Here is a 14,621-nt window from a genome sequence, read left to right as displayed (position 1 = left end):
CTCGCGTGATCGAAGAGGTGCTGCCCCCGGGGGCCCGCTGGGGCGAGGCGTTCCGCCCGCGCGCCGAGGTGGAGCTGTTTCCCGAGGAGTCGGCGTACGTGGCCGGCGCGGTGGAGCGGCGCCGGCTTCAGTTCGCCTCCGTACGGGCCTGTGCGCGGGACGCGCTGGCGGCGCTCGGCCGACCGGCCGCGCCGCTGGTCCCGGGCAGGGGCGGAGCCCCCACGTGGCCGTCCGGGGTCGTCGGCAGCATGACGCACTGCACCGGATACCACGCCGCTGCCGTGGCCCACAGCAGCGAGCTGGCAGCGCTCGGCATCGACGCCGAGCCGCATGCCCCGCTGACCGAAGGTGTGCTGGAGTCCATCACCGGGCCCGCCGAGCGCGCCTCCCTGCCGTCCGGGGAGGGGGTCGCCTGGGACCGGGTCCTCTTCAGCGCCAAGGAGTCCGTCTACAAGGCATGGTTCCCCGCGACCGGACGGTGGCTGGGGTTCCGGGACGTCGAGATCGCCCTCGCCGAGGACGGCGGGATCACCGCCGTCCTCCTGGTGCCGGGGCCCCGGGTCGCGGGACGGCGGGTGGAGCGCTTCCGCGGACGGTGGACCGTCGGCAGCGGACTGCTGCTGACCTCGGTCTCCGTTCCCGTGGAACCCGCCGCGCCCTGAAGCCTCGCTCGACCCGCCGCCCGCGCGTCAACCGCCCACGCGCAGGTAGTGACCCCAATAGCCCTGCCACCGGCCGTAGTACGAGGCCAGCCGGTCGAACTCGGTCTCGCCCGTGTCGGGCCCGTAGACCCGCCGGGCGGCGCGGAGCATCTCCTTGTCCAGGGTGACGTGCTCGGTGCGCCCAAGGCCGCGGATGAGGAGGAAGGAGGCCGACCAGGCACCGATGCCGCGCAGGCCGAGAAGTTGCTCGCGGACCTCGTCGTAGGGGCTGGTGCGCAGGGTGGCCTCGTCGAGTTCGCTCCACTGGCGCACGGCCCCGTAGAGGTAACCGGCCTTGCGGTCGTTGCCGATCAGCCGCCGCAGGTCGGGCTCGTCGAAGGCCAGCATCTGCTCGACGTCCGGGAAGGCGTGCAGGAGCCGGCCGTCGAGAGAGATGCCGTTGCCGACCTCCTGCGTCAGCGCCTGCTTCATTTTCCTCGCCACGGGCATCGGCACCCGCTGGCACAGGATCGCCCAGCACAGCAGCTCCCACGGTGAGGGGAACTTGACCTGGTGATACCCGCGCAGGCGATCGACCACAGGAGCGAACGGGCCGTCTTTCGCGGCGAGTTGATAGAACTCCGCCAGGTCGTCCTGGAGCCCCAGGTAGAAGTCGAGCCGATCCGCACAAGCCCGCGCCGTCGCGTCGTCGATCGGGGCCTCGGCCACCAGTGTGCAGTCGACGGCCGGACCCGCCGCGGCCTGCGCCAGGCGTGCGCCGAGCGTGACACCGTTCTCCCGCAGCGCCATGGTCAACGCCCCGTGCTCGGTGCCCTGCTGGCCCGTCATGGCAGGGAACGAGCCGATGAACGCGAGCGCCGCCCGGAAGGAGAAGGGCTCTCGTGCCGGCAGCCGAAGAACGGTGGTGTGCTGAGCCGCCGAATCGACGGAAGCCATGTCTTCCTGCTTTCTCTCCGCGCCGCTCTTCCGCGAACTGCTCTGTCGCATTCCGCTTGCGGACGCATTCCGTTTCCCACCGGTCGGTCACACGAGAATCTTCTGGTACACGTCCTGCAACTGCGCCGATGGCTGCACACCGAGTTCGTCGTCGAGAAGGTTCCACAGCTTCCGGTATGCCTGAAGCGCCTCGGCCCTGCGGCCACAGTGGTGCAGGGCACCGATGAGTTCGGCATGGAAGCTCTCGTTGAGTGGATATTCGGATACCAGCGCACGCAACTCCGGTATCAGCTCCCTGTGCCGGCCCAGCCGTCGATTCGCTTCGATTCGGACGCCGATGGCGGAGAACCGAAGTTCCTGAAGATAGGTGACATGCGCCTCGAGGACGCGACCCAACGGCACTCCCGAGAACGCCGAACCCCGGGAAATATGCAGCGCTTCGGAAATCTGGACGGACGCCGATTCCACATCCCCGGCGTTGAACCTGCCGACGCCCTCCTTGACGAGGCGCTCGAACCGGGCCGCGTCCAGCGCACCGTCGGCCACCGCGATCAGGTAGCCGGACGAGTGCGTGACCAGCAGCTTCTCCGGGCTCGCCACGCTCAGGTGCGTCTCGAAGAGTTTGCGCGCGTGGTACACGTACGTCTGGAGCGTGGTGAGCGCACTGCGCGGCACCCGCTCGCCCCACAACTCGGCGATCAGCGTATCGACGCTCACAATTTCGTTGTTCCGCGCCAGAAGCAAAGACACCATCTGGCCGACCTTTGATCGGCCCACCACGCACGAATCTTCACCGCGTAACGCTTCGACTCGTCCGAATACCTTGAATTGCACAGCGCCCCCGTTGCCCATGCTTTCCTTGCATTCACCGCCACCCTACCGTCGGCGGATGACCCCAACTTTCAAGAGTTAGTAATTTCCCAACCCCCCGCAGACATTCAGCGCCTGCGCGGTGATCGCCCCGGCGTCCGGATCGATCAAGTATCGCACCATTGCTGCCACTTCGCGAGGTTCGACGTACCGACCCAGCGGAACCCGTGCGGAAATCCGGGATTTCACCTCCGCCGCGTCGACTCCCCAGATTCCCGCGTAATGGTCACGCACCTGTTCCGCCATGGGGGTTTCGACGAAGCCGGGGCACACCGCGTTCACCGTCGTCCCGGTCTTCGCGAGTTCGAGCCCCAACGCCTTGGTGAATCCGACGACGCCGTGCTTCGAGGCGGAGTAGGGGGCCGCGTGGACGACGCCCTGTTTCCCTCCGGTGGACGCGATGTTGATGATCCGGCCGTACCGGGATCCGGTCATGCCGCCGTCCCGCAGTACACGCTTCGTGACCAGGAAGACGCTGTGCAGATTCGTGCTGATCACGTCGTACCAGAGCTCGTCGTCCACCTCTGCCGTCGCCCCGCCGCCGGGCCGCCCCGCGTTGTTGACCAGGATCTCGACGGGGCCGTACCGCTCGACACAGGCCCGTACCAGGTGGTCCACGTCCGGCGCCGACGTGACATCGCAGGCGGTGCCGTCGACGTCGAGCCCCTGCCCGCGCAGTTCCTTGACCGCCGAGGCCACGGCCTCGGCACGCCGGGAACACAGGAACACCCGCGCGCCGCCGACCGCCAGGGTCTGTGCGATCTCCAGTCCGATCCCGCTGGTCGCTCCGGTGACCAGGGCCACCCGGCTGTGCTCGCTCATGTCGCGTCCTTTCCTCTGGACGGTGCCGGCATCGGCACCTCGGGAGAAAAGTGAGCAGTCCGCCCTGGAGCGTTGGTCCACGGCTGCTGGAGTCCGTCTTGGAGTCCCGTCCAAGCGGCCTCGAGGCGCCCGCCGGGCGTACGTCCGCGCCTTCGAGCGGGCCACGGACGGCCGTTCGACCGCCGGCGGCGAGGGTGACCGGGACAGCGGAGAACCCATCCGATGGCCCCACAGAACCGGAGGACCGGCATGACCGTGCTGGACGCCACGACCGAGACGGTCGGTGACCCGTACCCGAACAAGTGCTACCTGCCGTTCATCCTCTACCCGCCGGGCATGCACCGGACGAGCGGCGGCCGCGAGTGGCTGGAGAGCCACATCGACATGCAGCAGCAGGGCAGCGACTTCGTGCTGTACATCGGCATCCCGTTCTGCCGTACGCGCTGCAAGTCCTGCCCGTACTTCGCCAGCCTGCTGTCGGAGAAGGACCCGAACGGCCGCGAGGAGCGCTACGTCGAGGCACTGCTCACCGACCTGAAGCGGTGGGGCGCCTACCCGAAGTTCCGGGACGGCCTGATCCGCAACATCTTCATCGGCGGCGGCACCGGCAGCATCCTGCGCACCGAGAACCTGCGCCGCTTGGTGGACACCGTCTTCACGACCTTCCACGTAGCCGACGACGCGGAGTTCACCCTGGAGGGCAACGCCCGCGACTTCGACGCGGAGAAGATCGAGTACGTCGCACAGTCGGAGATCAACCGGCTGAGTCTGGGCGTCCAGTCCTTCCAGCCCGAACTGCTCAGCATGATCGGCTCGCCGCACGCGGCGGAGGACAGCGCCCGGGTCATCAAGGAGTTCCAGGCCCGCGACTTCCGCAACATCCAGCTCGACCTCATGTACAACATGCCGGGCCACACGCTCGACATCTGGCGCCGCGACCTCCAGACCCTGTCCACCCTGGACGTCCCGCACTTCACGATCTACCTGTACCGGATCCACCAGGACACCATCCAGGCGAAGTTGATCACCAAGGGGAAGGTGGAGCGGCCCGCGGACCCGGAGGGCCCCATGGTGAAGGCCATGTACCGGGAGGCGCTCGGGATAGCCGAGGAGATGGGCTACTCGATGTACATCGTCGACCACTTCTGCAAGCCCGGCTACGAGAACATGTACAACCACTGGAACTGGAAGGTGTACATCGACACCTTGGCCGTCGGCCCCGGCTCCTACAGCTACTTCGACGGCTACCGGCTCGGTACCGAGACCGACGTCGAGAAGTACGTCGAGACCGTCGAGGGCGGCGACTTCCTCATCAGCACGATCACCGACGAGCTGTCGCCGCGGGTCCAGCGCGAGCGGTACGTGGTCTTCGCGCTGCTCTATTACGAGATCGAGTACGCCTTCTACCGCGGCAAGTTCGGCACCGAGTTCCGCGAGGACTTCGCCGATGAGCTGGAGCGCCTCGAGCGCAAGGGCCTGATCGAACTGGCCGAGGACCGGATGCGGCTGACCCGGCAGGGCCTGATCTGGCACACCAACGTGATCCTCGAGTTCTTCAATCCCGACTTCTGGAACGACGCCGACTCCCTCGACCAGCCGAACTGGTCGCTCAACGGCGTCATGGTCGAGGTGGGCGCGCACGCCCGCGAGTACTGGCTCGGCGACCGCGACGTCACGTTCTTCCCGCCCGCCGGGGCGCCCGCGACCACCGAAGGGGAGTCGGCCGATGCCTGAGACTCAGCGGTTCGACGCCGCCGCCACCGTCACCGTCGACGCCAAGCCGGGCGACATCTGGGCGGTGTGGGTCGACGTCAACGCCTGGAAGAACTGGGACGACGGCGTGGAGAGCACCCGCTTGCACGGAAACTTCAAGGTCGGCAACCGCTTCACGCTCACTCCGCGCGGCGGGGAACCGCTGGAGGTCACGCTCACGAGCGTCACCCAGGGCGAGGAGTTCGTCGACGAGGCCGTGCTCCCCTTCGGCACCATCGTCACGAGCCACCGTATGGAGCCCCTGGGCGAGCGGATACTGCTCACGCACTCGGTGACGGCGCGGATCGACGACACGATGGCACCGGTCTTCGGCAAGGACATCTGGCCGCATCTCCAGCGCGGCCTGTCCGAGGCACTGAACGGCCTGGCCGACCTCGTCAGCGGCGACTGAGCCGTGCCTGCGACGCGGGATCCCCGACAGGCCGGGCCGGCCGCGGACAAGCTCAGCTCGATGCTGTCCGGCTCGGGAGGCGGCACGGATCGCTTCCGCCTGGCCGGTGCCCACGGCACGTACACCCGGCGCCAGTTGCTGACCGCGGCCGGCCGGCTCACCGAGCGGTTGCGCGGGCACGGGCTCGGCCCCGGCGACCGGGTCCTGGCCCTGCTCGACCACGATGCCCGCGGCGTGGTCTTCCTGGCGGCGGCGAGCGCGCTGGGGCTGCGGGTCCTGATGCCGTACAACCTGAGCGCGGCCGCCCTGCCCGAGTGGCGGTCGATCGCCGCGGACGCGCATCCCGACGCCGTGGTCCATCTGCGCGCCGGCGCCGATCACCACCGGCTCGCCGAGGTCCGCGCGCTCGCGGCTTCGGCGGTGTTCCTCGACCCCCGCGACGGGCTGGACGAACCGGGCCGGGACCTCGACGAGCAGGACGCGCGGCCGCTGCCCGTCGAGCACCCGGAGCCGGTGGCGCACTTCCTGACGCTGTTCACCAGCGGATCCACCGGTGCTCCGAAGGCGGTCAGCGTCTCCGAGGCCCTGGTCTGCCGGCGGGTGCGCAGCGTCAGCGGGAGGCTCGGATTCGATGCCGACGCGCGAGTGTTCATGTCGGGGCTGCTCAACAACACGACCGGCGTGATCTTCTCGTTCGGGGCGCTGCTGCACGATGCGCGCCTGGTCCTCCCCTCCGGCCGTGACCCCGGCGCGTGGCCCGCGGAGGTCGCACGGCACCGGGCCACGCACATCATGCTGCGCCCGCGGGCCCTGCGCCGGTTCGTGGAGTCCGCTCGGGCCGGCGAAACCGACCTGACCTGCCTGCGCACCGTCGCCTACGGGGCGGCCGCCCTGCCCCGCCCACTGCTGGAACAGGCCCGCCTGCTGATGCCCTGTGACTGGGTGCAGGGGTACGGACTGAGCGAGACGTACGGGCCGTTCTGCTGGCTCGACGAGTCGGCCCACCGCTCCCCCGGCAGGCTGCGGCACAGCTACTGCGTGGGGCGCCCGGACGACACCGTCGAGCTCCGTGTCGAGCCGCTGCCCGGCCATCCGCCCGAGGTGGGCGAGATCCTGCTGCGCGGCGACGCCGTCATGGAGGGCTACCTCGACGTGGCGTCCGGCCGGATCCGGGCGCCCGGTGCCTGGCTGCGCACAGGGGACCTGGGCGCCTGGAGCCCCGAGGGCGACCTCCTGCTCAAGGGCCGCATCAATGGCACGGTGATGAGCGCCGACGGCCACCGCATCTATCCGGCGGAGGTCGAGGGCGTACTGAGCACCCTCGACGGCGTCCGGGACGTGGTCCTCCTGGGCCTCACCGGCTCCGACACCCCGGCCGAGCGGCCCGTGGCCTGTGTCTCGGGCCCCCTGGCGGCCCGCACCCCCGGCGCCCTGCGCGCCGCGGTGCGGGCCGCTCTGGGCGGCGTACTCAGCCGGGAGAAGTGGCCGGACCTGCTGTACGCGACCACCGTCCCGTTCCCTCGTGGCAGCAACGACAAAGTGCTGCGCGCGGAGGTTGCCCGGCAGATCGAGCACGCCGCACTCATCCAGCTGTGACCTTCATCCGACCGCACGCCCGCGCAACCGCGGGGAACCCGGGAGCCGTTCGTCATGACCTGTCACGCGTCCCATTCCGTCGTCTGCGCCGCCCCGCCCGGGCGGGTCTACCGGCTCATCAGCAACTCCCGTGAGTGGCCCGAGGTGTTGGGCCCCTGCGAGGCGGTCACCGTGCTCGCCGAAGAGCCGGGCTTCGAGCACATCGAGCTCCGGGCCCGCGTGGGCGGCGAGTCGATGACCTGGCAGTCCCGGCGCCGCTTCCTCCCCGAAGTCCACGGTGTACGGGCCGAGATCGTGCGGCCGATGAAGCTCGTCGCCGCCATGACCACCGAGTGGCGCGTCGTGCCCGTCAACGACGAGCAGAGCCTGCTGCTGCTTGAGCACACCTACGAGTTGAGTCCGGACGCCGAGATTCCCGGGCAGGTCGACGGGGTGTCCACACGGGCCGAGGCGCAGGCGTTCATCGAGGCGGCCATCGACGCCAACTCCTCCGCTGAACTCGGCAACATCAAGGCGGCGGTGGAGCGGACCGCCCCCGCGGTCCCCCGGCTCGAGCACCATGCCCGGCACTCGGTGGTCGTGGCGGCGCCCGCCGACATCGTCTACCCGCTGATCCGCGACCCCGGCAGCTGGCCGCGCCTCTTCGACGCCTGCCTGAGCGCCACCACCCTCGAATCCGACGCCACCGGAGAGCTGGTCCGCATCGAGGCCCTCCAGGACGGCCGGACGGTCGCCTGGGACACCCGCAGGCGTCCTTTCGACGCGCTGCGCCGGGTCGATTACCACCTGCCGGTGCCCATGCCCTTCGTGGCGTCGATGCACGGGCAGTGGCGCGTCGTCCCGCTCGGCGCCCGGCGCTGCCTGCTGACGGTGGACCGGCACTGGCGGATGCTCGACGACGTGCGCGGCATCCGGGAGGGCGTGACCACGGTGGCCGAGGCGGCGGCTGTCGTGCGCGGCTTCGTGGAGACCAACGCCGCCGCCGAGATGACCGCGTTGCGCGCCTGGGCCGAGGACGGCACGGACATGCTCACCACAGTCCGCTCCTGTTTCGCGGTGCCGCACCCGCCGGACGCGGTGCACGCCCTGCTCGCGGACGTCGCGGGCTGGCCGAAGCTGCTGCCGCACTGCGCGTCGCTGACCGTGCTGTACGACGAAGGGGGCGACCAGGAGTTCACCATGGAGGTCGAGGCCGGCGAGGGCAGTGAGACCTTCCGCAGCGTGCGGCACTGCGACGACGAGCGGCTGTCGATCCTGTACTTCCAGCCGCGGCCCCCCGCGCTGCTGCGCCGGCATACGGGCAGCTGGCAGGTGCGCGCGGTGGAGGGCGGCAGCGAGGTCGTCGCGGAACACACCGCGGTGCTCGACCGTGCGGCCTGCGCCGCCGCGTTCGGCACGGACGAACCGCGTGATCAGAAGGCGCGCGTGCGCGAACTCCTCCATACCAACAGCCGGGTGACGGTCGAGGCCTGCGCCCGCGCGCTCGACGACGACGCGCGGTCGGCGGTGGGCGCATGACCGGCGCGACGGCACTGGTGCGGCGGCCGGCCCGGCTGCCCGAGCCGCTCTTCCGTGCCTGCGGATACTTCCTGCCGCGCTTGATGTTCCTGCACTCCCGCCGGGCTCCGCAGGTGAGTTGGGGAGACATCGCCCACGCGCTCGACGGGTTCCCCTGCGAGGACGTCGACCTCGGCTCGGCCGCCTTCTGGGAGGAGTGGCGGGTGCGCTGGTCGACCCGGGGCGACGGCTACGCACGGCTCTCCCAGGGGGCGTCGACGGCGGCGGGACGTTCGCGCGCCGCCGGACTCGCGGCGGGCTGCTACCACTGGGCCGAATTCATGTACTTCGACGACACCGTCCGCAAGAGCGCGCTGCGCCACAGGGTCCGCGAGCTGTTCCTGCGCAGCCTGGAAGGCGAGGACCTCGACCTGGAGCAGGGCGAGTCGCCGGGGCGTACGCCCGCCGATGCGCCCACGCCGTACTGGCTGATCCTGCCGCCACCCCACCGTCGCCCGGCCGGTCCCGTGCCCTGTGTGATTCTCTCCAACGGGCTCGACTCCATGACCGAGGTCGAGGTGCTGGCCGTCGCGGAGGCCTACCTCGAACGCGGAATCGCCACGGTGCTGTTCGAGGGCCCGGGCCAGGGACTGCGGCTCGGGCAGGAGCCCCTCCTCGTCGGGATGGAGAGCGTCGTCGCGGGCCTGATCGGGCGGCTGCGGGCGGACCCGAGGATCGCGGGCGACCGCCTCGCCTTCTTCGGCATCAGCTTCGGCGGCCACATCGCCCTGCGGGTCGCCCAGTTCCTCGGCGAAGCCTTCCGTTGCGTGGTGAATGCCTCCGGCGGCCCACGCGTGGCCCCTTACGACGGCTTGCCGCGCCGCCTCAAGGACGACTTCCGGTACGCCCTGCTCGGAGGCGCGGCCGACGGTGGCACGGACCGTCGCGCCGCGGACATGCAGGCGCGCTTCGACGCACTCGCACTGGACCTCGGCACGGTGCCGGACACTCACGTACTGAGTGTCCACGGGGAGTTGGACGACATCTTCCCGCTCGCCTCGCTCACCGAGCTGGACCGGGCCTGGGGCGCCCGGCACCAACTCACCACCTATGCAAGGGAGGCGCACGTCTGCCTCAACGAGATCGACACCTGGAGCCTGGAAGCGGCCGACTGGGTCGCCCAGCGGCTCGCATGAGCTCATTCGAGTATGAGGGGGAACGTTCCATGTCCTTGAGTCTGCCGACCGTTCGGATCGCCCTGGTGACCGGCGGCGCCGGTGGCATCGGCAGCGCCGTCTGCCGACGGCTCGCCGCCGACGGCTACCACGTCGTGGTGGGCGTGCACACCGGGGCCGGCCGCGCCGAGGAGCTCGTGACCGACATCGAGAAAGCGGGCGGCACCGCCGAGGTCGTACGGTTCGACGTCGCGGACCCGGAGCGGGTCCGCGCCGTCTTCGAGGAGGTCCTGGTCCACCACGGCCGCCTCGACGTCGTGGTCAACAACGCGGGCACGACCGCGCCACGGCCGCTTTCCGCACTCGACGACGCGACGTACCAGCAGGTCTTCGACGTCAATGTGCGCGGCGCCCTGAACGTCCTGCGCGAGGCCGGACTGCGGTTGGCGGACTGGGGCCGCGTGGTCAACATCTCCTCGACCCTCGTCCAGGCGCCGATCGAGGGCTCCGGCGTCTACGCGGCGAGCAAGGCGGCCCTGGAGCTGTTCAGCACGGTGGCCTCGAAGGAGCTGGGTTCGCGCGGCATCACGGTCAATGCCCTGCGGGTCGGGCCGACGGTCCCCGGGATGTTCGAGCAGGCGCCGGCGGAGCGTCGGGCCGCCCTGGCGGAGGCGTCGCCGTTCAAGCGCCTGGGGCAGCCACAGGACGTCGCCGACGTGATCGCGTTCCTGGTCAGCGACGCGGGGCGGTGGATCACCGGGCAGGTGATCACGGTCGACGGCGGAGCCACGCCGTCGTGAGCGCGCCCGTCGATGTACGCATCGCCCGGGGCCGGCCGACGGAGGAGGAGGTCGCCGCCGTCGCCCTCGTGCTCGCACTGGTGGGCCTCGGTGCCGCGCGGGGCCGGGCCCGGGGCAGGTACGCGACGTGGGAACGTCTGGAACGGCTGCCGCGGTATGCGTCGCCGAGCAGCTGGCGCCACCGGAGTTGAGCGCCCGGGAACACCATGAAAGGGCCGGCCGAGGGACACGGTCCCCCGGCCGGCCCCGCTGTGTCGCGCCTCAGGCCAGGCAGTGCGGCAGCCGGCCCCCGTTGTAGTCCACCATCTCGCCGAAGACCGACGGGACGTCCAGCGCGGCCCCCGGTTCACCGCCGCGCAGTTCGGCGTAGGCCCGGTGCAGATTGCCGACGAGTCGCTCCGGGTCCAGCAGGTGCGCGAAGGCTCCGGGGCCCGCCTCGCGTGCCGCGTCCAACGGCGTGAGTCCGGCCGACAGGGCTTCCGCGGCGATCCGGCGGACACGGCGCAGGTAGGCCTCGTTCTCGTCGAGCACCTCCGGCCCTCCGACCGGCCCGTGCCCGCAGACCACGACCCTCGGGCGCAGGCCGCGCAGTCGCTCGATCGCCTTGAGGGAGCCGTCGATGGAGCCCATCAGCGCGAAGGGAGTGGAGCCGGCGAGGACCACGTCCCCCGCGAACAGCACGCGGCTGTCCGGCAGCCACACCACGATGTCATTCGTGGTGTGGGCCGGCCCGACGTAGCACAGCTCCAACCGCCTCTCACCGACGGTCAGTTCGATCTGGTCGGCGAAAGTGAGGGTGGGCCGGGCGACCTCGACCTCACCCCATTCGACGTCCGGCCACAGCCGGGTGAGGGCCAGCCCCGTCTCGATCAGCTCGGCCACCGCCCGCTCGTGCACGATCACCTCGGCCGCGGTGCCGTAGAGGCTGTTTCCGAAGGTGTGGTCGCCGTGGTGGTGGGTGTTGACCAGCGTCCGGCGCGGACCGACGCCGAGGCCGTCGACGCAGGCCGCCAGGCGGCCGGCCCGGCGGAGGGTCGCCAAGGTGTCGACGACGACCGCCCCGTCACTGCCCGCGATCACCCCCGCGTTGCTCACGCACCAGCCGCCGGGCGGCTGCACGTAGGCGTAGACGTCCTCGGCGAGCTCGGTCAGCTTCCCCGGCCCGGTCGTATCCGCAGCCATCTCCCCCTCAGCCCCGCTCCACCACGGCGCCATTGACCAGGTCGAGGACGGCACGCGGGGTGTGCAGTTCGAACAGGACGTCGTCCGGGATCTCCACCCCGAACTCCTTGGCGATGCGGGCAGCGATCCCCAGCAGGGCCAGGGAGTCGTAGCCGAGGGCCGTGAACTCGGTGTCCGCGGACGCATCCGTGAGCGCGCCGGCCTCCGTCTCACCCGCCTCCTCGGTCAGCAACCGGCCCAGGTCCTCGATGGCCATTGTGGACATGATCAACTCAACTCCTGTGTTGTTTGGCGTGCTGTTCGGCATGGTTCAGGGCGTCTCGCGCACCACGACGGCCGAGTTGAAGCCGTGCCGCCCCCGGCCGAGCACGAGCGCGCAGCGGACCCTCGTCTGCCGCGCCTCGCCCCGCACCAGGTCGATGCCGTACTCGGGCGGCACCTGTGTGACACCACTCGTCGGCGGGACGACACCGTCGCGGACGGACAGCAGCGCGGCGCAGATGTCGACCGGCCCCGCGCCCGAGTACATCCGGCCGGTCAGCGCCTTCGGCACCGTGACGGGTACTGCGTGCGGGCCGAAGACCTCGGCGATCGCCGCGGCCTCCGCCCGGTCGAGCGCGGGAACCCCCGCGCCGTCGGCGAACACCACATCGACCTGATCGGCCGTCACCCCGGCATCAGCCAGGGCGAGTCGGGCGGCCCGCGCGAGTCCGCACGGCCGACCGGAGCCGGGCGGCGGGTCGAACGTCTGGGCATGGCCGGCGATCTCTCCGTACACCCGGTGCGCGTTCCTGGCGCGCGCGGCACCGGCCTCCTCCAGGACCAGGATGGCTCCGCCCTCGCCCGGCACGTGACCGCAGGCCCCGGTATCGAAGGGAAGGTAGGCGCGGGCCGGGTCCGTGGCCCGCGACACCCGGCCGTCGGCGAGCAGGGCTGCCCAGCCCCACGGGTCGAAGGCGGAGTCGACGCCACCGGTGACCATCAGCGGCGTCCCCGCGCGCACGGACCGGAGGGCCTGGCCGACGGCATCCAGGCCGCCGGCCTGCTCGGCGACCAGCGCGGTGCTCGGCCCACGCAAGGCGTTGCGGATGGAGATCTGGCCGGTGTTCACCGCGTAGAACCAGGCGAACGACTCGTAGACGCTGACCGACCCGGGGCCCTCGGTCCACAGTTTGCGGAACTCCCGGTGGGTGAAGGCGAATCCGCCGCACGCGTTGGCGGTCGCCACCCCCATCTCGTAGTCGGCGTAGACGTCCGGCTCGAGCTTCGCATCCAGCAGCGCCCCGTCCGAGGCGACCAGCGCCAACTGGGTGGACACATCCGTCTGGGGCAGGAGCCGTGCGGGCAGATGGCGGGCCGGATCGAAGTCCCGAATCTCACCGGCGAGCCGGGCCGGGCAGCCCGCGGTGTCGAACCGGGTGAGCGGGCCGATGCCGCTGCGCCCGTCGAGGGTGGCCTGCCAGAACTCCTCGAGCCCGAAGCCGTTGGGGGTGACGACGCCGAGTCCCGTCACCACAGTCCGGCCGCGCGGGCCGCCGGGTATGCCCCTCATGCCTTCGCTCCTTCCGGGGCGCGCAGCACCATCGCGCTCTGGAATCCGCCGAATCCGCTGCCGACCGTGAGCACGGTGTCGACCCGGCACTCGCGGGCCGTGCGGGGCACGTAGTCCAGGTCGCACTCCGGGTCCGGTGTGTGCAGATTCGCGGTCGGCGGCACGACGCCGTGCTCGATGGCGAGCGCGCAGGCGGCGATCTCGATGGAGCCGATCGCGCCGAGCGAGTGGCCGACCATGGACTTGATGGAGCTGACGGGCGTGCGATACGCGTGCTCGCCGAGGCTGCGCTTGTAGGCCGCGGTCTCGTGCCGGTCGTTCTGCCGGGTGCCGGAGCCGTGCGCGTTGATGTAGTCCACGGCGTCCGGCCGCGTCCCGGCCTCGGCGAGAGCCACCCTGATGGCCTCCGCCATCTCCCGGCCGTCCGCCTTGAGTCCGGTCATGTGGTACGCGTTGCAGCGTCCGGCGTAGCCGGAGATCTCGGCGTAGATGTGCGCGTCCCTGCGGCGGGCCCGCTCGTAGTCCTCGAGCACGAACATCGCGGCCCCCTCGGCGAGGACGAAGCCGTTGCGCGAGGCGTCGAAGGGGCGGGAGGCGTGCGCGGCGTCGTCGTTGCGGGGGCTGGTGGCCCGGATCGCGTCGAAGCAGGCCACCACGATGGGGGTGACGGGGGTGTCGGCGGCCCCGGCGAGCACCACGTCCGCGCTGCCCTCCCGCAGCAGCCGACAGGCGTGGCCGACCGAGTCGAGGCCCGAGGTGCACCCGTTGGACACCATGGTCACCGGGCCCTGGGCGGCCACGGTCCAGGCGACCTCGGCGGGCATGGCGCTGGGGACGAGATAGTCGGTCATGTGCGGTGACATCCGTGTGTGGTCCACCAGCCAGTCGCGGCCGTGCGCCGACACGGCCACGTACTGCTGCTCCAGGCTGGTCGCGGCCGCCACGGCACTGCCGAGACTCACCCCGACGCGGGTGGGGTCGAGCCGCGCGAAGTCCAGGCCACTGTCCCGCACGGCCTCGTGCGCGCAGACGACGGCGAACTGGGTGGCCCGGTCCATCCGTTGGACCTCGGCCGGCGTCAGCCCCTCGGCCAGCGGGTCGAAGTCGGCCTCGCCCGCCATCTGCGAGCGATAGGGCGACGGGTCGAAGAAGCTGATCCTCCGGGTCGCGGTGCGGCCCGCGGTCAGCAGCTCCCAGAAGGCGGCGCGGTCCGGCCCGCCCGCGGCCTTGACACCGATCCCGGTGACGACGACACGGCGCGTCACGTCGCACCGCCCCGCGTGCGTGTCCTGTGGCCAAGGACCATCGTGAACCCCTCTCTCCGCACCTGGTGACCCGGCACAGCCTGACCAGCAGGGCTCGAGC

At 71.0% G+C, this 14,621-nt stretch carries 15 protein-coding genes; 8 read left to right on the top strand and 7 right to left on the bottom strand.

What is annotated here, in order from left to right; genetic code table 11:
• Positions 1-5 precede the first annotated feature (5 nt).
• Positions 6-662, top strand: a complete 657-nt coding sequence (locus ACNYS0_RS37080) for a 4'-phosphopantetheinyl transferase family protein (RefSeq protein ID WP_422480263.1) — start codon at positions 6-8, stop codon at positions 660-662.
• A 27-nt stretch (positions 663-689) separates the two neighbouring features.
• Here the strand turns inward: ACNYS0_RS37080 and ACNYS0_RS37075 are convergent, their stop codons facing one another.
• The 3 genes from ACNYS0_RS37075 to ACNYS0_RS37065 form a co-directional block, all read right to left on the bottom strand.
• Positions 690-1,598 (bottom strand): DNA-3-methyladenine glycosylase family protein, encoded by a 909-nt coding sequence (locus ACNYS0_RS37075; RefSeq protein ID WP_422480261.1) that lies wholly within the window; start codon positions 1,596-1,598, stop codon positions 690-692.
• A gap of 87 nt (positions 1,599-1,685) precedes the next feature.
• The gene (locus ACNYS0_RS37070; protein ID WP_422480259.1) at positions 1,686-2,450 is read right to left on the bottom strand and encodes an AfsR/SARP family transcriptional regulator; all 765 of its coding nucleotides are present in this window, start codon (positions 2,448-2,450) and stop codon (positions 1,686-1,688) included.
• A 57-nt stretch (positions 2,451-2,507) separates the two neighbouring features.
• Positions 2,508-3,290 carry an SDR family NAD(P)-dependent oxidoreductase gene (locus ACNYS0_RS37065; RefSeq protein ID WP_422480257.1) on the bottom strand — a complete coding sequence of 261 codons (783 nt, stop codon included), beginning with the start codon at positions 3,288-3,290 and terminating at the stop codon, positions 2,508-2,510.
• Positions 3,291-3,539: 249 nt separating this feature from the next.
• Between ACNYS0_RS37065 and ACNYS0_RS37060 the strand changes: the two genes are divergently transcribed.
• The 7 genes from ACNYS0_RS37060 to ACNYS0_RS37030 are packed head-to-tail and all read left to right on the top strand — an operon-like array spanning position 3,540 to position 10,713.
• A complete protein-coding gene (locus ACNYS0_RS37060; protein WP_422480255.1) occupies positions 3,540-5,024 on the top strand; it encodes a coproporphyrinogen-III oxidase family protein in 1,485 nt (494 codons plus the stop codon).
• Positions 5,017-5,454, top strand: a complete 438-nt coding sequence (locus tag ACNYS0_RS37055; RefSeq protein ID WP_422480253.1) for an SRPBCC family protein — start codon at positions 5,017-5,019, stop codon at positions 5,452-5,454. Before ACNYS0_RS37060 ends, ACNYS0_RS37055 begins: the two co-directional genes overlap by 8 nt.
• 3 nt (positions 5,455-5,457) lie before the next feature.
• Positions 5,458-7,050 (top strand): class I adenylate-forming enzyme family protein, encoded by a 1,593-nt coding sequence (locus tag ACNYS0_RS37050; protein WP_422480251.1) that lies wholly within the window; start codon positions 5,458-5,460, stop codon positions 7,048-7,050.
• Between the two features lie 54 nt (positions 7,051-7,104).
• On the top strand, positions 7,105-8,568 hold the full coding sequence (locus ACNYS0_RS37045; protein WP_422480249.1) for an aromatase/cyclase: 1,464 nt from the start codon (positions 7,105-7,107) through the stop codon (positions 8,566-8,568).
• Positions 8,565-9,743 (top strand): alpha/beta hydrolase family protein, encoded by a 1,179-nt coding sequence (locus ACNYS0_RS37040; RefSeq protein ID WP_422480247.1) that lies wholly within the window; start codon positions 8,565-8,567, stop codon positions 9,741-9,743. Before ACNYS0_RS37045 ends, ACNYS0_RS37040 begins: the two co-directional genes overlap by 4 nt.
• A 29-nt stretch (positions 9,744-9,772) precedes the next feature.
• The gene (locus ACNYS0_RS37035) at positions 9,773-10,522 is read left to right on the top strand and encodes an SDR family NAD(P)-dependent oxidoreductase (protein ID WP_422480245.1); all 750 of its coding nucleotides are present in this window, start codon (positions 9,773-9,775) and stop codon (positions 10,520-10,522) included.
• Positions 10,519-10,713 (top strand): acyl-CoA carboxylase epsilon subunit, encoded by a 195-nt coding sequence (locus ACNYS0_RS37030; RefSeq protein WP_422480243.1) that lies wholly within the window; start codon positions 10,519-10,521, stop codon positions 10,711-10,713. Before ACNYS0_RS37035 ends, ACNYS0_RS37030 begins: the two co-directional genes overlap by 4 nt.
• A gap of 70 nt (positions 10,714-10,783) precedes the next feature.
• Here ACNYS0_RS37030 and ACNYS0_RS37025 read toward each other — a convergent pair whose 3' ends face one another.
• The 4 genes from ACNYS0_RS37025 to ACNYS0_RS37010 are packed head-to-tail and all read right to left on the bottom strand — an operon-like array spanning position 10,784 to position 14,521.
• Positions 10,784-11,704, bottom strand: coding sequence for an MBL fold metallo-hydrolase (locus ACNYS0_RS37025; protein WP_422480241.1), 921 nt, complete (start codon positions 11,702-11,704; stop codon positions 10,784-10,786).
• Between the two features lie 7 nt (positions 11,705-11,711).
• Positions 11,712-11,969 carry an acyl carrier protein gene (locus ACNYS0_RS37020; protein ID WP_422480239.1) on the bottom strand — a complete coding sequence of 86 codons (258 nt, stop codon included), beginning with the start codon at positions 11,967-11,969 and terminating at the stop codon, positions 11,712-11,714.
• Positions 11,970-12,014: 45 nt separating this feature from the next.
• A complete protein-coding gene (locus tag ACNYS0_RS37015; protein WP_422480237.1) occupies positions 12,015-13,256 on the bottom strand; it encodes a ketosynthase chain-length factor in 1,242 nt (413 codons plus the stop codon).
• Positions 13,253-14,521: a beta-ketoacyl-[acyl-carrier-protein] synthase family protein gene (locus ACNYS0_RS37010; RefSeq protein WP_422480235.1), complete on the bottom strand. Its 1,269-nt coding sequence runs from the start codon at positions 14,519-14,521 to the stop codon at positions 13,253-13,255. Before ACNYS0_RS37010 ends, ACNYS0_RS37015 begins: the two co-directional genes overlap by 4 nt.
• Positions 14,522-14,621: the final 100 nt, after the last annotated feature.

Origin of the sequence: Streptomyces anthophorae, assembly GCF_049310305.1 — a bacterium.
Classification (GTDB): Bacteria; Actinomycetota; Actinomycetes; order Streptomycetales; family Streptomycetaceae; genus Streptomyces.
This window is presented reverse-complemented; position numbering and strand designations above follow the sequence as displayed.